The following is a 22,167-nucleotide window of genomic DNA, read 5'->3' on the forward strand; positions in this document are numbered from 1 at the left end:
AGGGGCACCGATAAACCCAACCGGGCTACCACCTATCAGGCATCGATACGCTCGGCATTCAACTCATGCGCCGAAGCCACAATGAAATCCTTACGCGGAGCAACATCAGACCCCATCAACAAATCAAACACACGACTCGCGGCCTCCACATCAGCTACCTGAACCCTACGCAACGTCCGATGCGAAGGATCCATCGTCGTCTCCCGCAACTGCGCAGCATCCATCTCCCCCAACCCCTTATACCGCTGCATCGGCTCCTTCCACCCCTTGCCCGACTTACGTAGCCGCTTGGTCAATGCCAACATCTCAGCCTCCGAGTACGTGTACACATACTCGTTCTTCTTCCCAGGGCCACCATTGACCTCCAACCGGTGCAACGGCGGAACCGCCGCGAACACCCGCCCCGCCTCCACCAACGGACGCATATACCGGAAAAACAACGTCAACAACAACGTCCGAATATGCGCACCATCAACATCAGCGTCGGTCATGATGATGACCTTGCCGTAACGGGCAGCCTCCACATCAAACGTGCGCCCCGACCCCGCACCCAAAACCTGAATAATCGACGCGCACTCAAAGTTGTTCAACATATCCGCGATAGAAGCCTTCTGAACATTCAGAATCTTTCCGCGAATCGGCAACAACGCCTGAAACTCACTATTACGCGCAGCCTTAGCCGTGCCCATCGCCGAGTCCCCTTCAACAATGAACAACTCCGAACGTTCCACATCTGAAGTGCGGCAGTCATACAGCTTCGGCGGCATCGATGAAGACTCCAACGCCGTCTTACGCCGCTGCGTCTCCTTATGCTGACGCGCCGAAATACGCGCCTTCATCTCCGCAACGACCTTCTCCAACACGCCCGTGGCCTGCTGCTTCGTTGGCCGCTTCGTCGACTCCAGCAACGACGTCAGCTGCTTATCCACCACCCGCGAAACAATGCCGCGCACCGCACTGGTGCCCAACACCTCCTTCGTCTGCCCCTCAAACTGCGGCTCAGCCAGACGCACCGTCACCACAGCCGTCAACCCCGCCAACACATCGTCCTTCTCCGGCTTATCACTGCCAGGACGCAACGCACGAGAACGTGCCTCCACCTGCTTACGCACACACTTCAACACCCCGGCCTCAAAACCAGCCAAATGCGTACCACCCTTAGGGGTCGCAATGATGTTGACGAACGTACGCACTTTCGTCTCATACCCATCACCCCACCGCAGCGCCACATCCACATCACAATCACGCTGCACATCCGTGGGCGTCATATGCCCCGACTCATCCAACACCGGCACCCGCTCGGTGAACGTGCCGTGCCCCTGCAACCGCCACACGTCACTCACCGGCTGGTCCGTAGCCAAAAACTCCACAAACTCAGCAATCCCACCCTCATGCTGGAACCGCTCCTCCACCGGGCCGCTCTCACCTGGCGTCCCCGGCAGACCACGCTCATCGCGCACCACAATCCCCAAGCCCGGGATCAAAAAACTCGTCTGCCGCGCACGCCCCGCCAAATCCTCATACGAGAACTGCGCCGTCGACAAGAAAATCTGCCGATCCACCCAATACCGCACCCGCGTACCAGTCACACCACGCTTAGCCTTACCCACCACCGGAGGAGGCGTGGGCTCCTCATAGGCAGTAAAAGGCGCGTCCGGACGTGGATTACCCGGATCGGCATCCTCAAACACCCCTGGCACTCCCCGGCGGAATGACATCTGATACGTCTTCCCGCCGCGATCCACCTGCACATCCAGCCGCTCCGAAAGCGCATTCACCACCGACGCACCCACACCATGCAAACCACCCGAAGCCGTGTAGGAACCGCCACCAAACTTGCCACCGGCGTGCAGCTTGGTGAACACCACCTCCAGCCCAGACAGCCCTGTCCGCGGCTCCACATCCACCGGAATACCGCGCCCATAGTCACGAACCTCTACACACCCATCCGGCCGCAACACCACCTCAATCGAATCACCATGACCACCCAGTGCCTCATCCACCGAGTTGTCGATGATCTCCCACAAACAATGCATCAACCCCCGCGAATCCGTAGATCCGATGTACATTCCTGGGCGCTTACGAACAGCTTCCAGCCCCTCCAGAACCTGCAAATGCCGCGCCGTATACCCCGCCGGCTCTCCCGACTTACCGTTCTTCGCACCAGCTGCGGCCACTACCACGCACCTACTTCCATCCAGCGGACACCCGACCAAACCAGCCGAAGCACCACGCAATTCACCAAAAACACACCCCACCGAGCGGCCCAAAACTCACCCAGACGGAGACGATTCCTCACGAGGCTACCGTCAGGGCCGATGAGGCTCGAAGATCTCACGCCCACCCCGCTGTTCGGCAACCACCGCACACAGCTCACACGCATTTGCAGACAACGGTGACAAACCGGGAAGGATTCGGCGTGATTGACTGTTAAAGACGGCGAAAGGAACTCCTCATCGCACGGATGAGTCCTCTGGACACTGACGTCGACAGCGACACCACCAAGCGAATCGACGGAGTTTCGACAACGACGCCACCGGCACCCCGGCAGGCGTCCTGAATGGACGGAGTAGGGCTGACGTGACTACCGCTGTTTTGACACCGATGACCTCGGCCGACCGCTGCGACCGGTGCGGAGCACAAGCATACGTACGAGCAACCCTGCGCAGCGGCGGCGAACTGCTGTTCTGCGCCCACCACGCACGCGAACACGCCGACCGACTCACCGAGATAGACGCCACCATCCACGACGAGACTGAACGTCTCCACACGAGCTAACCACCAGCCCAACAACAACTCCATGTGTGGGGGGAGCTACCAAAATTGGTAGCTCCCCCCACACATGGAAAAACTTTTTTCAGCACCTACGCCGCAGATTAAAAACCGTTCTCCCGACGACGACGCTCCCACCGCTGCTCCAAACGCTGCGAGAACGACCCCGACGACGAAGCACGACGCCCTCCAGCAGAACGCCCAGAAAAACCTCGCCTCGGCGCGGACCCTGCCTGCTTACGCTTCAACGTCGCTGGCGTGAAAGCCCAGGCCATACCGCCCACCATCGCCACAAAACCCACCACACCAAGCCAAATCAGGTTCCCGGCAACACCACCCAAAACCAACCCCAAACCCACCACTGCTCCCACACAACCAACCACCACCCGCTGACGAGACGACCCCCCGGCCACCCCACCACGCATAGACGACGCAAACCGCGGATCCTCCGCATACAGGGCGCGCTCCATCTGATCGAGCATCTTCTGCTCGTTCTCGGACAGGGGCATCGCAACCTCCTCGACCAACAAACCACCGACCGCCCCACAGTGGGGACGCACCACAACAACTCCAAAAACCCGCACCCCATAGACAGGGCTGAACACCAGAATAGGTGTCGGGCCACAGTTTTTACCAGGGATTAGGCCGCGGGTTGCGTCCCACCCTCTCCACCAGCCACCCAACTGCGTGACCCACCTCACTCACGCAGCCTCATCCCATCCTCGCCAGAGTCGCGTTTCAACAAACTCGCCGGCCGAACAATCCCCTGACCAAATCGTGCACTCGCCGCATCTACCGCCACCTCTGCCTCACGCCACCCTTGTTCTGGCGCGAACAGATCCCGCTGCACCGCAACCTCAGCACGACGCACCAAACCCTCCAACCGCACCCCCACCAACCGCACCCGCATTCCCTGCACGGCAAGGTTGTCGAACAAACCTCGCGCCTGAAGAAAAATTTCCCGACCCACATCAGTGTGCTCCTGCACAGTCACCGACCTGGTTACCGTCGTGAAATCTGAAAAACGCACCCGCAACGTAATCGTTCGCCCCACCATCCCTGCTGCTCTAGCGCGAGCAGCGGTCTTTTCACACATCGCCAACAATCGCCGCTGCAGCTCAGTCACATCATCAATATCGTGCTCAAAAGTTTGATCCGCCCCGATACTCTTCTCCACCCGTTCAGGGGTCACCACACGCGGATCTTTACCCCAAGCCATCGCATACAAATGCTCACCGGTAGCGCCCAAAGCGTGCCGCAGCGTCGATACCGATGTAGCGGCGATATCCGAGACGTACCGCAACCCCAACCGATGCAAATGCTCCTCCGTTTTATCCCCCACACCCCACAACGCCCCCACCGGTAACTGCTGCACAAACTCGACCATCTCCGCCACCGGAACCACCAACATGCCGTCCGGCTTAGCCATTCCCGAGGCAATCTTCGCCACAAACTTTGTCGACGCCACCCCTACCGAGCATGTGATGCCCTGCTCAGCGAAAATCGCTGCACGGATCTGCTCGGCGATGACCGCCGGTGAACCCAACCTGCGCACCGCACCCGACACATCCAAAAACGCCTCATCCAACGACAACGGCTCAATCACAGGCGTCACCGTCGCGAACGTTTCCATCACCGCAGCCGAAACCGCCCGATACCGCTCATGCTGAGGCGGCAGCACCACTGCCTGCGGACACAACCGCACCGCGCGTGACATCGGCATCGCCGAGGCCACCCCAAAAGCTCGCGCCTCATACGTGGCAGATAAAACCACCCCTCGCGTCCCACCCCCGATAATCACTGGCTTACCTATCAAGTGCGGGTGATTCAGCAACGTGACCGAGGCATAAAACGCATCCATGTCGACATGCAGAATGACGCAGCCAGTGTCATCAACAGGGCCGTGGCTGTGCCGCGCCGGGATCGAAAAACGTCGTCTACTCACCGTGAGCACCCCAACACGACACAACCGCGACTCACCACTGCACCTATGCACACAGCAAGCACAGCACCATCAAAATCACTGCCCCGAATCAATCGCAGCTTTGCTCGCCAACACGTGCAAAGACGCCCCAATGTGCGCCAAGTGCGCCGATGCCGGATGCCCCGCCACAGCACGCTCCAGCGCACGTAGAGACTCGCGCTCAGCATCACTGGAAACCAGAGAGGCTGGCACAAGCCCCTCAAACACACGCACGCCCTCTGCATCTACGATTTCCAAGCCGCTGCCTGCGAGCAGTTCAGCAATCTCTGCAGCATCGAAACGACGACGCAATGGATCCTTCTCACCCCAACGGCCATCTTCACTGAGTAGCACCTGCCGAGCCTGCTCGAAACGACCACTCAGCGCCCGCGACATCACTGCGCCTACTCGCTGCGCCACTGTCAGACTGAGTACCCCGCCATGGGTGAGCACACGCGCAAGCTCGGCAACAGCATCCGCAGGGGCATCCACGTGCTCTAGAACACCGTGGCACAACACCGCATCCACTCCCGCTGCGGGCACAATTTGGCTCAAGGAATCCACATCGCCTTGAAAAGCGGTGATGTTCTCCAATCCACCAACTTCTTGTGCGCGTTGAGTCAGGGACGCCAAAGCGTTGGGGCTGGGGTCAACAACAGTGATCTCATATCCTCGCCGAGCTAGCGGCACAGCTAACCCACCGGCTCCTCCACCGAAATCAAGGATCCGCAGTGGCCGCCCTACGGCCTGGGCTCGTGAGCGCAAGGATGCGGTAACAGCCTCCCAGACTGCGCTAGAGCGAGCAGGGCTTTCGCCGAGGGGGGTGAGTTCACTCGCTTCTTCGGCCATGGGCAGGCTCCTTCCTGAGATGGATTGAACGGGTATCAAAACCCATTGCTCACCATACGTTCCATGCGTTGTTCATGGCCCTCTGTTCGTGGTGGCCTAGTGGTATTGGCGACGGGACTAGCTGGAGTTAAAGGCACTCCGAGGACAGCTGCAGTGAGGTCTATGAATGTTTTTGATGCTTCGACGAACGAGGCTGCTTCATCGTCGCTGGGTTCCCACAGGCCGTTTTCGATGCGTTGCCTGCGCGTGGTTGCGCGGGCGAAATAGATGGACCAGTCACTGAGTTCAGGAGCAAGTTCAGCAACAGCAGCCCAGGTTCCTCTGGGTGTGGGAGTGCCAAGTTTGGCGGCCACAATTGCTCCCGCGGCGCGCAATGCTGCCAGGTGGGCGTCGACGTAGCGTTCGGGTGCTGTTTGTGTATTGAGCGCTCGGGTGCAGATGGTGTGGGCTTTGGCCAGTAGATCCAGGGCTGCGGTGCTGCTGGCTGTTCTGCGTTTTCCGGTGGCAGTTCGTGGGACCATTGTGGGGTCTTTCGTGGCTGGTGGCCTTAATAGCCAGGAGTACAGGCGTGGAGGGTGCGGCGTAGATGAATTTTCTTTCTCACATGCACCTGTCGTAATTCTCGAAAAGACAGCTGAAATGTGAACTTCTCGAAGATCACATCAAAACCAAATACAAGTAGAGCGGAACACCAGGGTCCTCTACTTGCAATAATACAATTAAAGAACCACATAAACCCCTAACGGGAAGAGTAAAACAATTCTGTTTCACCCGTTAATCAACCCGGGCTCCTCTTGATTTCAATTCACACTCCATGCCGCGGGAAAACAAACCGGCAGAAACCCTTCACCTCCGCTGCGATTTCGATAACCCACCAGAATCGCTGCTATTTTCGGAAAGTGACCTCAAATCGATGTGGTCGCCTATCTGCCTGGTAGCCTCCCACGGTCCTTACCCAAACCCCATCCGACGCCATGCACTCGGGTGCCTGTAGCGCGGCGTGATGGGTGGTGCGTTCGCTGGCGCCTATCAGCACTGCCAGACGTAACACACCTAGCCAGCAACGCTCGCGAGTGCATACAAGCACTAGGCTGGAACGGACCACCCGCTCTGGAGGACCCGTTGAACTCTTCCCTTCCCCTGGCCGATTTCCGCCACGAAGTACAACAGGCAATCGACTCCGCCTTGTCGGAGCAGCGAGCCCTCGTGACACCTGTCGGTCCGGAATCCGATCAACTCCTCGACGCCATCGCACAGCTACTGTCAGGCGGAAAACGCTTCCGTGCCCTCTTCTGCTACCAGGCATACAAAGCAGCCGGAGGCACACATGACCACGCAGCTGTACGCGTTGGAGCAGCTCTGGAGTTTTTCCAAGGCGCAGCACTCATCCATGACGACGTCATGGATGACAGTGCCGTACGCCGCGGAGCCCCTGCAGCCCATGTCGCTTTCGCTCAAGCCCACCGCGAAGCCGGCTGGGAACGCTCCCCTGAACGATTCGGGCTCTCCGGGGCAGTACTAGCAGGTGATCTATGCCTAGTCGCCAGCGAACAACTCTTCCTCGACAGCGGACTACCCCTGGAGGAACTCAACCGGGCCCGCATCGAATTCAACACCATGCGAAGCCAACTCATGGCAGGACAGTGGCTCGAATTTGTCATCTCAAACCGTGGCTGGAAAAACATCAGCACAGCCGAACGCATCGAACAAGCCCGCAAAGTCGTGCAGTTCAAAAGCGCGAAATACTCCATCGAACAACCCGCCCTCATCGGTGCTGACGCCGCAGGCATCAACCCCACCGACCGAGAACTCCTGTCCCGCTACGGCCTAGCCGTCGGTGAAGCATTCCAACTACGTGACGACGTCCTCGGCGTTTTCGGGAACCCCGAAACGACCGGAAAACCAGCCGGAGACGACCTACGCGAAGGAAAACGGACCGTACTGCTAGCCCTCGCGCTCGATGCAGCCTCACCAGAAGAAACAGACTTTCTCGCCTCGCTCATTGGCGAAGAAAACCTCACCAGCGAGCAAGTAGAACGCGCCCGTGAAATCTTCATCACCACCGGCGCGATGGAACGCCACGAAACCATGATTCGCGCCGGGGCCCAAACCGCCCACGAGGCACTCGCTGCAACCACAGAACTCACCACCGAAGGCAAAGCAGAACTAGCCGAACTCATCCACGTTGCTACTGAGCGAAACACCTGAGCACACGTGAAAGGGCGGGGCATATGACTGGCCCCGCCCCTCACAAAGTGTGATACGCCTCTTACAAAGCGCTCTCCATCGCGCGGCGACGCACCTCGGTAACGAAACCAGCATCAAAGGCATCCATTGCGCTGCCACCGCCAGGGAGTGTGGCATCTGGGGTGAAAAGCCATTCGAGGAGTTCCTCGTCAGACATCCCACCATCACGCAAGACTGTGACGGTTCCTTTCAGCCTGGGTGCAGGCGCGTTGTCCACGAGGAATCTCGCTGGAACATAGATCGCGTTGCTCTCTGTGCGGCGAACGCCCACGAGGTCGCCGTCCTTGAGCTGCCTGCGCACATCGTTCAAGCGCAGCCCCTGAATTTCGGCAAGCCCAGGGATGCTCACCCACGCGTCCACGAGTTCTTCCAAAGCTGCCGCGCGACGCTTCTGCTCGTCACTCAGCTGCGGCGTCGAGTCCTGTGGTTGGCTCGATACGTTCAGTTCGTCGTTCACAACATCAAGACTGCCACTTACAGACAAATGTGGATGGACTCACCTGACTAGACGTCCTCTTAGACTGGAGCAATGGACGCAGTGGGGGACGTGACGGGTAAGGTCTTGGACGGTCGTTACACGGTGCTGCGCCACATCGCCGATGGCGGTATGGCTGCCGTCTATGTGGCTCGCGACGAACGTCTCAGTCGTGAAGTGGCGCTGAAAATCATGCACCCCAATCTGGCTCAAGATCCTGAGCGAGTAGCTTCTTTCCGGCACGAAGCTCAATCCATCGCCCGACTGGATGATCCACACGTCGTCGCCGTGCTCGATCAGGGAGACGATGGTGACCTGGTTTTCTTGACCATGGAATTTCTGCGGGGAACCACCCTGCGGGCACGTCTGCACGAGCTAGGTGCCTTCACCCCTCGCGAAGCCCTCGAAACATTGGATGGCATCCTCGCTGGGCTATCAGCAGCGCACAAACTCGGAATCGTCCACCGCGACATCACACCCAGCAATGTGATGATTCGCCATGACGGCATCGTTAAAGTCACTGACTTCGGTTTGGCTGCCGCAGTAGGAGCAGCAGCAGCCGGATACATCACCCTTGCTTATGCTGCCCCCGAGCAGCGCGTCGGCGGTGTCAGCGACCCTCGCACAGATGTCTACGCTGCCGGTCTGGTTTTGGCTGAGATGCTGACTGGTAAGCCTGCCTACGACAATGACGGCCCACCCGAAGGGGCCACTTCAGCTGACATAGCCGCTATCGATGCTGAACTTCCCGCGACACTAGTTGAGCTCGTCGCAGCTGCCACTGCCACCAATCATCTTTTGCGCCCTGCGGACGCCGCCGAGTTCCGTGATAGGGCACGTGAAGTACGTCAGGGGCTCACCGACGAAGAACTAGACCGCCTTCCTCCCGCAGCGCTGGAGCGCCCCGCAGCAGAGGAAACTCCTGCCCCGCATGACTCCACCCAAAAATACGTCAGTGACGCTACGCAAAGCTTGGCTGTCATCGGCTCCCCAGAAACCCGCAAGCTACCTGTTATCACTCCCCCATCAGCACCTGAAGAAAAAAACCCAAAAAAGAAAAAGGGCTGGAAGAAAAAATCCGCAGCAGCCAAACCTGTCCGCGCTCCTCGCCCCAAAAACACGAAGCGACGCATCCAAACTGGGATCGTTGCAGCTGTTCTGGTCGCTGTCATTAGCGCTGGGTCTTGGTTCTTCACCGCAGGACCTGGCGGAGCAGTAGACATCCCCACCCTTGCTGGCGTCACTCGTAAAGATGCAGAAGCTGCGCTTAATGGTTTGGGGCTGGAGTCCACCGTGACCCAGGAATATTCAGAGACAGTGCCCAGTGGCAGCGTTATCCGTACTGAACCCCCTGCTGGCACAGCAACTCACCGCCAAGACCCGGTGACCCTCATCGTTTCAGGGGGACCGGAACGGTACAACGTTCCCGAGCTCGCCGGTTCAACACCGGATGCAGCTGCCAAACTCCTTGAGCAAAATCATCTTGTTTTGGGTAAGCGCACAAAAGAGTGGAACGAAAAAGTACCCGCCGGGACCGTGATTAGTTCCAAACCTGCTGCGGGCACATCGCTGCGCCCAGGCAGCGAGGTCAGCGTCGTCGTTAGCCGTGGCCGAGAACCAATCAGCGTTGATGACTTCACCGGACGTAGCCTCTCTGATGCCACTGCTGAACTGGAACGGCGTGGCCTGCGCGTGCGCGTGACCGGTAAAGAATTCTCTGACCGTGTCCCGCCTAATGCTGTACTCCGGCAGTCTCCATCCGGCGGAAAGCTGCACCGCGGGGACACGGTAGAGATCGTTGTCAGTAAGGGCCCAGACGTCGTCAACGTTCCGGATGTCTCTGGCATGTCTGAGGCTGATGCGCGGAATGCTCTGGAGTCAGCTGGGCTTGCGATGCAGGCAGAGAAAGTCGTTGGTGGCTTGTTTGACACTGTCCGCAGCACCGACCCGGCTCCGGGCACAGCAGTGCCGCGTGGCAGCGTCATCAAGGTGTATGTGGTGTGACTGTGAGGTCACTCTTGGTGAGCGTAAATGTGACCATCACTGACTTTCCCCACCATGTGATAGCCGCGGCATTCCCAGAACCCTGGTTCTGGCGCCATGAGGTAGCTGATTTCCAGCAACCATTTCACGCTTTTCCATCCGAACAGGTGCGGCGCGAATAGGCGCAAGGGGGCGCCGTGCTGCGGCGTCAAGGGAACTCCATCAACGCACGTGGCGAGAATCGTTTCCGGATGATTGAGGTCACGTAAACGAAGAGTGCTGGAAAACCCGTACGCCGCAGCGGCTAAAGCGTGGGTGGCTTTGGGGTCTGGTGGAGCGGTGCTCAGCAGGTGTGAGGTGGGTACGCCCCGCCAGATCTGGGTGATGCCTCGGCCTTGTTGGGCGCAGTGGATCGTTCCAGGCACGTCGATCATGGGCATGTCGAGTATGTCGTCCCATGTGTAGCAATACATGCCTCCACAGGTGGCGCCAGTGATGGCTAATCGCCACCTGTTCATATCTAGGCGGGGCACAGGACCGTAGTGACGAGCGCTGGCGCGTTGGGGCCCGTTACATGCCTCGCCTATACCAGTACCCGTCACATCGCCATGGCCCATACGTTCTCGTCCCGTTCAAGGATTCCGTTCGCGACCGTGCCGTTTGCTTAGGCTCGGTGAAGAAGTTCTTCACCTGTTCTACTCTGTTCAGACAGGATTTCGGCAATGACGAAAGCCATCTCAAGACTCTGCTGGTGGTTAAGCCGCGGGTCACAGAGGGTTTCGTATCGCCGTTCGAGATCGAGATCGTCCACCTTGAACGTTCCACCTAGGCATTCGGTGACATCATTGCCAGTTAGTTCTAGGTGAATGCCGCCTGGCACAGTTCCCGCATCTCGGTGGGCGTCAAAGAATCCACGGACCTCTTCGACGATGTCTTCGAATCTGCGTGTTTTGAACCCCGTAGAGGACTCGAATGTGTTGCCGTGCATCGGGTCACACACCCACGTAATGCATACCCCTGCTTCTTTCACTCCGGCCAATATCGGTGGAAGTTTTTCGCGGATAGTTTTTGCTCCCATCCGCGTGATGAGGGTCAAACGCCCGGGAGCGTTAGTTGGGTTCACTTTTTCAGCGATGGCGAGGATGTCTTTTACATCCGCGGCTGGCCCGACTTTCATTCCTACCGGATTAGTTATTCGAGAGATGAAATCAATGTGAGCGCCATCAATATCCCTGGTCCGCTCGCCCACCCACACAAAATGTCCTGACGTGGCGTAAGGCTTCCCCGTACGAGAATCAATACGCGTCAATGGTTTCTCATAGTCAAGGACGAGAGCCTCGTGGCTGGCCCACACATCGACGGCTTTCAGTGCATCGAAATCAACACCGCACGCCACCATGAAGCGCATGGCTTTATCGATATCGTGCGCAATCCGCTCATATTTGCTGTTAGCGGAAGATTTAACAAACCCTTTGTTCCACTCGTGCACATAGCGCAGATCAGCGAAACCGCCCTGCGTGAAAGCGCGAACAAGATTCAGTGTTGATGCACTTGCATGATAGGCCTCAACGAGCCGGTGGGGGTCAGGGGTACGCGCCTGCTCAGTGAAAGCGAAGTCATTAACCAAATCACCACGGTACGAAGGAAGAGTGACCCCGTCTCGCGTCTCGCTGTCTTTGCTCCGCGGTTTCGCATATTGCCCCGCGATGCGACCAATTTTCACCACTGGCATGCTCGCGCCATAGGTCAAAACCGCTGCCATCTGCAGAATAGTTTTAACCCGGTCACGAATATTGTTAGCAGTTGCTGAAGCGAAAGTCTCCGCGCAGTCACCACCCATGAGCATGAATGCTTTGCCTTGCGCGGCCTGTGCAATACGAGAGCGCAGGATATCCGCCTCACCTGCAAATACGAGGGGCGGGAAACTGGCCAGCCGCGCCGAAGCGTCAGCGAGCGCGGCCTTGTCTGGCCAAATCGGTTGCTGACGTGCTGGCAGATCGGGCCAGGTCAGAGGCGAAGCAGAAGTCACATGCCCAAGAGTACGACGCACCTATGGCCACATCGCCTGACTGCTGGGACACGATCACCACATTCGCTCTGCCTGGCCTTACCGCAGCAGGAGCAGCTGCTCGGAAAACGCTTAATTCGTTGCGGGTCCGCTATCTTTTTGCCCCGCTGCGCGCGCGGCTTGCTCCTGCAAAAATTTCTTCCGATCAGCGGCGTATTCGTGGACATATTCCTGCCCGGAAAGGTCCGCTAGTGCCTGCATGACCTGGTCTGTTGCGGCGCGAATAAGGGCCTGGTCATCTTCTTTTCCAACAAGGTGGTCCAGATGGATTGGGTCACCGAAACGCACTTCGATGGGAACGAGTTTGGGAATTTTTTGGCCGGTGGGTTGCGCGATATCAGTGCCGATCATGGCGACTGGAATGATCGGCACGCCAGCTCGCATAGCCATCCGGACCATGCCTGTTTTTCCTTTGTAAAGGCGCCCATCGGGTGAGCGGGTGCCTTCTGGGTAAATACCGAAGAGTTCGTCTCGGTTGAGAACTTCCAGGCCGGCCTCGAGAGCGGCAGCGCTTTTAGGGCCACCGGAGCGGTCAATGGGGATTTGCCCTACGCCGGTGAAGAAACCTCTTTTTATGGCACCGATCAGACCAGGCTGGGTGAAGTATTCAAGCTTGGCTGGGAATGTGATCCGACGTGGAAGTGCCACGGGGAGAAAGATTGAGTCCGAGAAGGACAAGTGATTGCTCGCCAGGATTGCTGGGCCTTGGGTGGGGACTTTCTCCAACCCGTGCACCTTCATACGGAACGCAGTGCGCAACACCGGTCCGAGCAGTCGCTTCAGTGTCCAGTACAGCAACGTAGGTCCTCCCCCTATGGCACCCCGTGTGGGCGGCTGGGTGCTTCATCACGACGCGTTTGGCTTGGCTGTCCGCTCTGGTGCGAAGAGGTCGCGGTAGCTGCATCGGATACGCGCCTGGGTCACTTTACGGGAGCTTGGTTCGCCCCACACGCTATGTGCGATCTCGGTTCGTTTCTGCGCCACGTGCCACACTTGTTTTAGCCGTTGGTACGCCTGCGGCCCGGTGAATGTTGCTGCGGCAATGTTGCGGGATCACCGGTGTGCACCGTTGAGTCAGAAAGGCTAATCCGATGTCGCGCATGGACACTCCGCGCCCCGGCTCACACGGCGACGATAAGGACGGTATCGATGCTGCGTTCGCTGGGATCATCGCGAACTGGGATCAAGTAGCCGACCGGAAACCCTCCACGCCGGAATCCTCCACTCAAGAGGACAAGTCCGCGCAGAGCGAGGAACGAGGCACAGGCATGCGCCGACCTACAACTCCTCAAGAAGTTTTCGGTTCACGGGTGGATCTTCCCCGCGGATGGCGCACATACACCCCTGCCGAAGAGGACGAAGAAGAGTTCGTCCCCCCAAACCCGGAAAACCCTTTCCATTTCCACAACCCGACCTTGTGGGGCGCGGTGCTGGGAATGGTCGGGGGGCCGCTGATGCTGATCGTGCTTGTCGTGTTCGCTCCGGGTGCGCCTCGGTACCTGTTCTGGCTTGCCGTGGTTGGCACGTTTGTAGGCTTCGGTCTTATGGTTTCTCGGCTTCCTGCCCGTCGAGACCCTGAAGAAGAAGACCGCAACGACGGCGCTGTCGTCTAAGCCTTCACGGGATTAGCCCCGTGTTTCTGAGCGCGCTAAATCCGCAGCACCGATCAAACCGGCGTCATTACCCAACGCAGCCGCAACCACTTTGGCCACCGGCCGGTACCCCCGACCGGTCAACTTTTTAGCGAACATCTCCCGCGCGGGTTCCACGAGAAGGTCCCCCGCGGCGCTCACTCCGCCTCCCACTACAAACAGTCCTGGATCTACCGCGGCAGCTAGGTTGGCCATCCCCACCCCTAACCATTGCCCCACCTCGGCGAGCAGCTCCACCGCAGTAGCGTCACCGTTGCGCGCCGCTTCCGTCACCAACGGCCCAGTCAGCACCCCGCCTGCCTCCTGCACGCGCGCAGCCAACTCCACACTCATCGGCGATTCATTCTCGATCAATGCTTTTGCCTCACGCACCAACGCGTTACCCGAGGAGTACTGCTCCCAACAGCCACGGTTGCCACATTCACAACGCCGCCCATCCGGAACCACCTGCATATGCCCGTACTCACCCGCGATGCCATACCGGCCCCGGCGTAGCCCGCCCTCTTCAAGCAAAGCTCCCCCGATACCAGTACCCAACGTGATCATCACGACGTGCGACTCCCCCGCAGCGCACCCAAAACGGTATTCCGCCCACAACGCCGCGTTAGCGTCGTTCTCCACATGAACCCGCATCCCCAAGCGCTGCGCTAAAGAGTCCCGCAATGGCTCATTCCGCCAAGACAAATGTGGCGCAAAAACCACCCGGGCTCCATCCACCGACACAAAACCAGCAGCACCGATACCGACCGCCGAAACTTCTAACCCATCAGTCAGCTCATCAACCACAGCCACGATGGTGTCTTCAACTACGCGCGGACTTTTTGACCGATCTGGTGTGTGCCGCCGCGAACGACGCAAAATCCGGCCATCCTCACCCACAACCCCACCGGAAACCTTGGTACCGCCGATATCGATACCTACGGCCAAACACTCACTCATCTGGCATAACCCCTTCCGCAGACCTTCGACATCACACACTTACCCACCAGGAGCGCCCGGCCGCGCCATTCTCACCCCTACAGCCCGCCTAGCAATAATCAACCCCCTCCAACAAACAGCCGTGGCGCACAACACCGAAAGGTCATGAAACACTAACGGCACCCTCGGCTGGTCCACACCGCGACACAGCCCGTCCCCTCTCTTGCCGGAAGGCCACGATGAAGGAAATCCACGTCCCTAGCCCGGAGCACCAACCGCTTCCCTACAGCACACTCGCGGACCTGCTCACCGTGCAGGCGGACGAGGACCCGCAACGCATCCTCTTCGACATCAAAAACATGGCCAGCAATGACCACCTCTGGGAACCGCTGACCGTGCAACAAGCCCACGACCGCATGGAAGCCACCGCCCGCGGTCTGCTCGCCTCAGGTATCAAACCCGGAGACCGCGTAGGCATCATGAGCCGCACCCGGTTCGAATGGACTCTCATCGATCTGGCCTGCTGGCGCATCGGCGCAGTAACCGTCCCGATCTACGAAACCTCCTCCGCCGACCAGGTAGCCCACATCCTGGGCCACAGCGAAACCACCGCCGTGTTCGTTGAAACATTCGAACACGAAGCAACAGTGGACTCCGTCCGCGACCGGCTCCCCGCCCTGCAGCACGTGTGGCAGATCGAAGGCGGCGACGTCGACATGATCATCAGCCGCGCAGACCAAACCGACGAAGAGACCCTGCGCGCCGCCCGCGAACACCTCACCCCCGATTCGCCGGCAACAATCATGTACACCTCCGGAACCACCGGAACCCCCAAAGCCTGCCCCCTCAGCCACGCCAACTTCGTCGAACTCACCGAGTCAATCCGCGAAGTCTTCGCCGAAATCCTGTTCGCCGAAGACGCCGCCATGCTGATGTTCCTACCGCTGGCACACGTGCTCCAGCGTGTTATCTCCGTAGCCGCAATCTCGGCTCGGATGCGCACCGCCCACGCCCCCGATGTGAAAAACCTCATGGACGACCTGCAGTCGTTCAAACCCACCTTCATTCTTGGCGTACCGCGAGTATTCGAGAAGGTTTACAACGCCACCAACAGCAAACTTTCCGCACAAGGTCACCGCGGACTATTCACCTTGGCCACCCGCGTAGCGATCGCCTACAGCCGCGCCATCGACAAAGGCCGCATCCCTGCACCACTGCGGCTGCAACACAAACTGTTCGACGTGCTCGTGTACTCCAAAATGCGTGAAGCCATGGGTGGGCGAATCCGCAACTCCGTCAGTGGAGGAGCACCACTGGGTGCACGACTAGGACACTTCTTCCGCGGCATGGGTGTGGACATTTACGAGGGCTACGGGCTCACCGAAACCACCGCACCCATCAGTGCCTGTAACCCTGCCTTGCACCGTATCGGCAGTGTCGGGCGCCCCATGCCCGGAACATCAGTGCGCATCGCTGATGACGGCGAAATCCAAGTGACTGGCCCTGGAGTGTTCACCGGATACGACGGCGACGAAAAAGCCAACGCACACGCGTTCACCCCCGACGGTTGGTTCCGCACTGGCGACCTCGGCAGTCTGGACTCCGACGGGTGCCTGTACATCACCGGCCGGTCCAAAGAAATCATCGTCACCGCAGGCGGAAAAAACGTCTATCCAGCACCCCTGGAAGACGCCATCAGGTCGCACCCCCTCGTATCCCAAGTCATGGTGGTCGGTGACCAGCGCCCCTTCGTCGGCGCTCTTATCACGTTGGATGCAGACATGATCCCGGCCTGGGGTAAAGCGCACGACATGCCTGACCTCACCCTCGAAAAAGCCCTCCAAGACGAGTTCGTCCGAGAGCGCATCCAGCTTGCAGTCGACCGCGCAAACAAAGGTGTCAGCCGAGCCGAATCCGTGCGCAAATTCCGCCTCGTCAAAGAAGACTTCACCGAAGACAACGGCATGCTCACACCTTCATTGAAGGTCAAACGCGAAGTCGTCCTAAAGAAAAGAGCCCGCGAGGTAGAAGCCCTCTACGCCGAGCCACGCAACTAAACAGGTAGCCCTCAGCAGCGATGAGCCGCTCTCAACGCCCACGTAGGCAAACGAGAGCGGCTCAGCTGCGAACTAACCCCACACGCCCACAAACCTTGTCAGTCGTAGACGTTAGGGTCACGAAATGCACGCCATCCAGGGGACTCTCGACGAACTGGGCACACCGCTGTCACAAGTCACGTTCGTGGTAGTCGACCTCGAAACAACCGGCAGCAACGCAGCCAGCGGACGAATAACCGAAATCGGCGCCGTAAAAATCTGTGGCGGAGAAATCACTGGCGAATTCCAAACACTGGTCAACCCCACCATCCCCATCCCACCGTTCATCGCCGTCCTCACCGGAATCACTGACGCGATGGTCGCTCAAGCTCCCGAAGAACACACCGCCGTCCCTGCATTCCTAGAGTTCGCCGCAGACGCAGTGCTCGTGGCCCACAACGCCCCCTTTGACATCGGATTCCTCAAAGCCGCCACTGAACGACTCAACCTCACTTGGGGCAACAACCACGTCGTCGACACCCTGCCCCTAGCACGCAAGCTCGTCTCCCGAGACGAAGCCCCCAACCACAAACTCGGCACCCTCGCCCACCTGTTCTCCACCGAGACCACCCCCAACCACCGAGCCCTCGACGACGCCAAAGCCACCGTCGATGTCCTCCACGCCCTCATCGCCCGTGCAGCAGGCCACGGCGTCACCACCCTTGAAGAACTCGACACCTTCTCCACCGCAGTCACCCCAGCACAACAACGCAAACGTAACCTCGCCGACAACCTGCCCTCAGCTCCTGGGGTGTATATCTTCAAAGACAACTCTGACCGGGTGCTATACGTCGGCACATCCGTAGACATTCGCCGCCGTGTCCGTTCCTACTTCACCTCCTCGGAAAACCGCTCACGCATCCGCGACATGATCAACATCGCCACATGCGTCACCCCTATCGTCTGCCACACCATCCTCGAAGCACAGGTACGCGAACTACGACTTATCGCTGAGCACAACCCTCACTACAACCGCAGATCCACCCGACCCCACAACGCTCCGTGGGTAAAACTCACCAACGAGCCTTTCCCGCGCCTATCAATCGTGCGATCCGTCCGCGACGACGCCGCCACATACGCTGGCCCCTTCTCTTCACACCAACGCGCCCGCGACGCTCTGGACGCCCTCAACGACTCCCTGCCCCTGCGCAGATGCACCGACCGGCTCTCCCCCACCCGACACACAGACCGATGCGCCCTAGCCGACATAGGCCGCTGCGGCGCCCCCTGCGACGGTTCACAAAGCCACGCCGACTACTCCCGCATCGCTGCGGACGCACGCGCTGCGCTGCGCGGCGACGCCACCGCAGTCGCCGACAAACTCTCCCACCACATGGTCACCCTGTCACTGTGTGAACGGTTCGAAGACGCGGCAACCACCCGCGACAGGGCTCACGCCCTCATGCGAGGCGCCCAACGCGCCCAAGAAGCCCTCACCCTTGCCGCCATACCCCACATCGTCGCTGGCCGCAGGCGCCCCACCGGAGGATGGGAATTCGCGTGCATTCGCCACGGACACGTCGCAGGAACCACCGTTTCACCGCCCAGAGCCGACCCCACGCCCTACATCGAGGCCATGGTGGCCACCGCCGCACACATCCCCGCACCCACCAACGGTTTGGGGTCAGCACTAGCCGAAGAAATCACCATCATCCTTCACTGGCTCACCACCGAAGGAACCCGACTAGTGGAGGTAGAGGGAACCTGGACCTGCCCAGTCGGCGGAGCAGGAGCCCATGTGCATCGGTTTATCGAACACGTGGGGTGAACTGCTCAGATCACCCCACGTGATTCGTTACACCGAAACAGTCGCCGCTGCTCTCCACGCCTCAAGCGTGGCGAGTGCGGCACCAGAATCGATTGCCTCACAAGCTTGGTCCACGCCGCGCTGCAACGCCAACTCAAACGTTGCTTGATCAACCACCGCGTGAGCATCCCTGCCAGCGACAGCTACCGCCAAACCAGCATTAAGGGCCACAGCATCCCGGACTGCATCTCGACGACCCCGCAGAAGCGCCCACACGACCTCAGCGTTCTGGGCAGCATCTCCGCCACGCAGCGCTTCAACCGGAGCACGGTCAATACCAAAACGGATGGGGTCAACCGTGAACTCCACGATCTGACCATCACGGACCCACAACACTCGTGACGTAGTCGCCAACGTGAGCTCATCGAGACCATCATCACCACGGCACACCGCCGCAGAAGTTCCTCGCTCTGCGAGCACACCTGCGATCACCGGAACCATCCGCTCTTTGGCCACCCCAATCACCGAATACTGAGGTTGAGCGGGATTGGTCAGCGGACCCAGAACATTGAAAATCGTGGCAATTCCCAACTCACGACGTGGGGCCGCAGCATTGGTCATCGACGGGTGAAACACCTGCGCAAAACAGAAAGTGATCCCTGCCTCTTGGGCCACAGCTGCGACCTTCGACGGCGGAAGAGTCAGATCTACTCCCAACGCCTCCAGACAGTCAGCGGTGCCAGATTTTGACGATGACGCCCGGTTTCCGTGCTTGACCACAGTGATCCCCGTAGCTGCCGCCACAATCGCAGCCATCGTGGAAATGTTCACCGTGTTGGATTTATCTCCCCCGGTTCCCACAATGTCCAAGCTGTTCTGCGGCACATGCACCGGCCGAGCATGCAACAACATCGTGTCAGCAATGCCTCTCACCTCGGCAACGGACTCCCCCTTGGCGGCCATCGCCACCAAAAAACCTGCTATCTGCGCAGGCGAAGCGAAGCCCCCCATGATCTGTTCCATCGCCCACGCAGATGCCTGCGTGGACAAATCATGCCCAGCAATGAGATCCGCGAGCAGGTTCGGCCACGTGAATCCGGCCGAACCATCGCTCATCGGGCGACCTCTGCCCCAGCTGGGATAGAACCGGTTTTCGATTCACGGGCCACATCAGCAACAGCGTTGGCCATCACCAACGGGTCGATCGGCTGCGGGACAGCCCGGTCAGCTAAGGACCAAGCCGCCAGCCACGCATCCTGAGGACGCCCTGTGAGCACAATCACAGGGGGGCAGTCGTACACCTCACATTTGAGCTGCCGACACAGCCCCATCCCCCCTAGCGGAACCGACTCCCCATCAAGGATGAGCAGATCCAGCCCCCCGGCTTTCACATGCTTTTCAGCGATCACTGGTGTAGCGCATTCAGTCCAGTCAACAACCTCGACGTCGCGGGCAGGCTTATGGCCAACCGACCGCTTCACCTGCTCACGCACGGACGCATCGTCGCTGTACAGCAACACGCGCACCTTGTGCGCGCTCTGGCCCGTCGTCCCGGACACTGCTTCGGCTTGCACACCCCCCGCAGCAGCGGGTGTAGGCGTGGTGCTCGACCCTGCCAATTCACTCATGGGCCGATCCTAACGACCTAACTCGTCGACATCCGCTCTGCAGCACGAAAGACCACATTCGCGCCTGTCAAAGCACCATTGAACAGCGAAATTAGCGCCGAAACCGAGAAAAACCTGAGATTCGAGTCGGACTCACGTGCATACTGGGCCACCCGAGGGTGATGTTCGAGACATAATGGCCTGCGTGACGAGCGTTACCCCCAACTCATTCAGCAGTCCGAACCCGCGCACCCATCCGAGGTTCGGCCAAGGTCCCGTGACACGACCAAACATGGCAGCCGTAGGCACCATGGTTTGGCTAGCTAGCGAACTCATGTTCTTCGCAGGCATGTTCGCAATTTTCTTCAGTATCCGCGCAGTGCGCCCTGACCTATGGGCCGAGGAAACCGCCAAGCTCAACGTCCCCTTTGCTGCAGCGAACACACTCATCCTGGTTATCTCTTCGATTTGGTGCCAGCTGGGTGTTTTCAAAGCCGAACACGGCATCGGCAGCCGCCAGGGCACTATCTGGCAGTTCAGCAAGTGGGGCATGCGCGAGTGGTACGTGCTCACCTACATCTTCGGTGGCATTTTCGTCGCCGGGCAGGTCCTCGAGTACGCCACCCTGTGGTCCCACGGCTACGCACTACACACCAACGCGTACACCTCGGTCTTCTACCTGACCACCGGATTCCATGCGATCCACGTGGTCGGCGGTCTCGTGGCATTCCTCATCATCATCGGTCGCAGCATGACGACACGCACGTACACTCACCGCCAAGCCACCGGGGCGATCGTGACGTCCTACTACTGGCACTTCGTCGATGTCGTGTGGATCGCCCTGTTCGCCGCGATCTACCTACTCAAGTAACCCGCCGAGAACGTATACGCACCGCAGGTGCCGACGCCGACCGGCCCCACCTGCGCGATCGTCACCCGACCGCTAAGGAAATCCCGTGAACGCTCAAGCCATCCACCGGCGCCATCCCGCCGTCTTCGTCGTACTGCTCATCGTTGGCCTCATCGCCATGGGCTCCCTGTACGCGCTCGTCGCACCCGGCAGGGCCGACGCCGGTGCTCCCGTCGCAACCGCCAGCGGTGACGACGTGTCCGTGGGCAAACAGCTGTTCCTGACTAACTGCGCGTCTTGCCACGGCTCCAATGGCGAGGGGACCAAATACGGCCCCTCGCTTGTTGGTGTCGGCGCGGCCTCTGTCGACTTCCAGGTAGGCACCGGCCGTATGCCGCTCGCCGGACCCGGCGTTCAGGCACAGCGCAAGAACCCCCAGTTCGACCAGAAACAGATCGACCAGCTCGCCGCCTACGTCGACTCCCTCGGCCCCGGACCGGCCGTACCAGACAGCAAATACGCCAGCGGCGTCGGTGGAAACATCGCCCGCGGTGGCGAAATCTTCCGCGTCAACTGCGCCATGTGCCACAACTTCGCCGGCTCCGGCGGCGCACTCACCCGCGGAAAGTTCGCTCCCCCGCTGCACAACATCGAAGGCAAGCACATCTACGAAGCCATGGTCACTGGTCCTCAGTCCATGCCGGTCTTCAACGACCAGAACCTCAACCCCGAGGCGAAACGCGATGTCATCGCTTACCTGCACAACCTCGATAAAAACGAAAACCACGGCGGGCACTCCCTGGGCAACCTCGGACCGGTTGGCGACGGCTACTTCCTCTGGGGCCTGGGCATCCCGATCATGATCGGCGCCGCAGTCTGGCTCACCCGCAAAGCGGCCTGAGCCCACACACTTTCCTCACACCAGCACCGACAGGATTGA

At 59.5% G+C, this 22,167-nt stretch carries 20 protein-coding genes; 8 read left to right on the top strand and 12 right to left on the bottom strand.

Annotation, left to right across the window (positions count from 1 at the left end):
* Positions 1-35: 35 nt before the first annotated feature.
* A complete protein-coding gene (locus tag CKV89_RS09125) occupies positions 36-2,183 on the bottom strand; it encodes a DNA gyrase/topoisomerase IV subunit B (RefSeq protein ID WP_407919573.1) in 2,148 nt (715 codons plus the stop codon).
* Positions 2,184-2,580: 397 nt separating this feature from the next.
* On the opposite strand from CKV89_RS09125, the gene CKV89_RS11925 reads away from it, so the two are divergent.
* Positions 2,581-2,778: a DUF7455 domain-containing protein gene (locus CKV89_RS11925; protein WP_028326412.1), complete on the top strand. Its 198-nt coding sequence runs from the start codon at positions 2,581-2,583 to the stop codon at positions 2,776-2,778.
* A 98-nt stretch (positions 2,779-2,876) separates the two neighbouring features.
* Here the strand turns inward: CKV89_RS11925 and CKV89_RS09130 are convergent, their stop codons facing one another.
* The 4 genes from CKV89_RS09130 to CKV89_RS09145 all read right to left on the bottom strand — a co-directional run bounded on the left by CKV89_RS09130 (position 2,877) and on the right by CKV89_RS09145 (position 6,105).
* Positions 2,877-3,377 carry a DUF3040 domain-containing protein gene (locus tag CKV89_RS09130; protein ID WP_231935372.1) on the bottom strand — a complete coding sequence of 167 codons (501 nt, stop codon included), beginning with the start codon at positions 3,375-3,377 and terminating at the stop codon, positions 2,877-2,879.
* A gap of 92 nt (positions 3,378-3,469) precedes the next feature.
* Positions 3,470-4,717 (bottom strand): DNA polymerase IV, encoded by a 1,248-nt coding sequence (locus tag CKV89_RS09135; RefSeq protein ID WP_028326413.1) that lies wholly within the window; start codon positions 4,715-4,717, stop codon positions 3,470-3,472.
* Positions 4,718-4,792: 75 nt separating this feature from the next.
* Positions 4,793-5,584: a class I SAM-dependent methyltransferase gene (locus tag CKV89_RS09140; RefSeq protein ID WP_028326414.1), complete on the bottom strand. Its 792-nt coding sequence runs from the start codon at positions 5,582-5,584 to the stop codon at positions 4,793-4,795.
* A gap of 35 nt (positions 5,585-5,619) precedes the next feature.
* Positions 5,620-6,105: an SAV_6107 family HEPN domain-containing protein gene (locus tag CKV89_RS09145; RefSeq protein ID WP_051277111.1), complete on the bottom strand. Its 486-nt coding sequence runs from the start codon at positions 6,103-6,105 to the stop codon at positions 5,620-5,622.
* A gap of 601 nt (positions 6,106-6,706) precedes the next feature.
* On the opposite strand from CKV89_RS09145, the gene CKV89_RS09150 reads away from it, so the two are divergent.
* Complete coding sequence (locus CKV89_RS09150) at positions 6,707-7,792, top strand: polyprenyl synthetase family protein (RefSeq protein ID WP_034400384.1); 1,086 nt, start codon at positions 6,707-6,709, stop codon at positions 7,790-7,792.
* A gap of 61 nt (positions 7,793-7,853) precedes the next feature.
* Here the strand turns inward: CKV89_RS09150 and CKV89_RS09155 are convergent, their stop codons facing one another.
* Positions 7,854-8,288, bottom strand: coding sequence for an Rv2175c family DNA-binding protein (locus tag CKV89_RS09155; RefSeq protein ID WP_231935373.1), 435 nt, complete (start codon positions 8,286-8,288; stop codon positions 7,854-7,856).
* A gap of 72 nt (positions 8,289-8,360) precedes the next feature.
* Between CKV89_RS09155 and CKV89_RS09160 the strand changes: the two genes are divergently transcribed.
* Positions 8,361-10,310, top strand: coding sequence for a Stk1 family PASTA domain-containing Ser/Thr kinase (locus tag CKV89_RS09160; protein ID WP_028326417.1), 1,950 nt, complete (start codon positions 8,361-8,363; stop codon positions 10,308-10,310).
* 8 nt (positions 10,311-10,318) lie between these two features.
* Here the strand turns inward: CKV89_RS09160 and CKV89_RS09165 are convergent, their stop codons facing one another.
* From CKV89_RS09165 to CKV89_RS09175, 3 genes are all read right to left on the bottom strand, one after another.
* The gene (locus tag CKV89_RS09165; RefSeq protein ID WP_084440822.1) at positions 10,319-10,906 is read right to left on the bottom strand and encodes a molybdopterin-dependent oxidoreductase; all 588 of its coding nucleotides are present in this window, start codon (positions 10,904-10,906) and stop codon (positions 10,319-10,321) included.
* Positions 10,907-10,953: 47 nt separating this feature from the next.
* Entirely contained in the window at positions 10,954-12,318 is a 1,365-nt protein-coding gene (locus CKV89_RS09170; RefSeq protein WP_028326418.1) for a class II 3-deoxy-7-phosphoheptulonate synthase, read from the bottom strand.
* Between the two features lie 111 nt (positions 12,319-12,429).
* The gene (locus CKV89_RS09175) at positions 12,430-13,098 is read right to left on the bottom strand and encodes a lysophospholipid acyltransferase family protein (RefSeq protein WP_231935374.1); all 669 of its coding nucleotides are present in this window, start codon (positions 13,096-13,098) and stop codon (positions 12,430-12,432) included.
* A gap of 350 nt (positions 13,099-13,448) precedes the next feature.
* On the opposite strand from CKV89_RS09175, the gene CKV89_RS09180 reads away from it, so the two are divergent.
* Positions 13,449-13,970, top strand: a complete 522-nt coding sequence (locus CKV89_RS09180) for a hypothetical protein (RefSeq protein ID WP_051277115.1) — start codon at positions 13,449-13,451, stop codon at positions 13,968-13,970.
* A 12-nt stretch (positions 13,971-13,982) separates the two neighbouring features.
* Here the strand turns inward: CKV89_RS09180 and CKV89_RS09185 are convergent, their stop codons facing one another.
* Entirely contained in the window at positions 13,983-14,948 is a 966-nt protein-coding gene (locus CKV89_RS09185; RefSeq protein ID WP_028326419.1) for an ROK family glucokinase, read from the bottom strand.
* Between the two features lie 218 nt (positions 14,949-15,166).
* Here CKV89_RS09185 and CKV89_RS09190 point away from each other — a divergent pair, with 218 nt between their 5' ends.
* Together CKV89_RS09190 and CKV89_RS09195 are read left to right on the top strand one after the other, a co-directional pair.
* Positions 15,167-16,984: an AMP-dependent synthetase/ligase gene (locus CKV89_RS09190; RefSeq protein WP_028326420.1), complete on the top strand. Its 1,818-nt coding sequence runs from the start codon at positions 15,167-15,169 to the stop codon at positions 16,982-16,984.
* A gap of 124 nt (positions 16,985-17,108) precedes the next feature.
* Positions 17,109-18,791, top strand: coding sequence for a DEDD exonuclease domain-containing protein (locus tag CKV89_RS09195; RefSeq protein WP_034400388.1), 1,683 nt, complete (start codon positions 17,109-17,111; stop codon positions 18,789-18,791).
* 27 nt (positions 18,792-18,818) lie between these two features.
* Here the strand turns inward: CKV89_RS09195 and trpD are convergent, their stop codons facing one another.
* Positions 18,819-19,886 carry an anthranilate phosphoribosyltransferase gene (gene trpD, locus CKV89_RS09200; protein ID WP_028326421.1) on the bottom strand — a complete coding sequence of 356 codons (1,068 nt, stop codon included), beginning with the start codon at positions 19,884-19,886 and terminating at the stop codon, positions 18,819-18,821.
* Positions 19,883-20,398, bottom strand: a complete 516-nt coding sequence (locus CKV89_RS09205) for a response regulator (RefSeq protein ID WP_231935375.1) — start codon at positions 20,396-20,398, stop codon at positions 19,883-19,885. The genes trpD and CKV89_RS09205 overlap by 4 nt, the downstream gene beginning before the upstream one ends.
* A 175-nt stretch (positions 20,399-20,573) precedes the next feature.
* On the opposite strand from CKV89_RS09205, the gene ctaE reads away from it, so the two are divergent.
* Together ctaE and qcrC are read left to right on the top strand one after the other, a co-directional pair.
* Positions 20,574-21,248, top strand: coding sequence for an aa3-type cytochrome oxidase subunit III (gene ctaE, locus CKV89_RS09210; protein ID WP_456236318.1), 675 nt, complete (start codon positions 20,574-20,576; stop codon positions 21,246-21,248).
* An 85-nt stretch (positions 21,249-21,333) separates the two neighbouring features.
* Positions 21,334-22,128 carry a cytochrome bc1 complex diheme cytochrome c subunit gene (gene qcrC, locus CKV89_RS09215; RefSeq protein ID WP_028326424.1) on the top strand — a complete coding sequence of 265 codons (795 nt, stop codon included), beginning with the start codon at positions 21,334-21,336 and terminating at the stop codon, positions 22,126-22,128.
* Positions 22,129-22,167 lie beyond the last annotated feature (39 nt).

Source organism: Dermatophilus congolensis (assembly GCF_900187045.1).
GTDB lineage: Bacteria > Actinomycetota > Actinomycetes > Actinomycetales > Dermatophilaceae > Dermatophilus > Dermatophilus congolensis.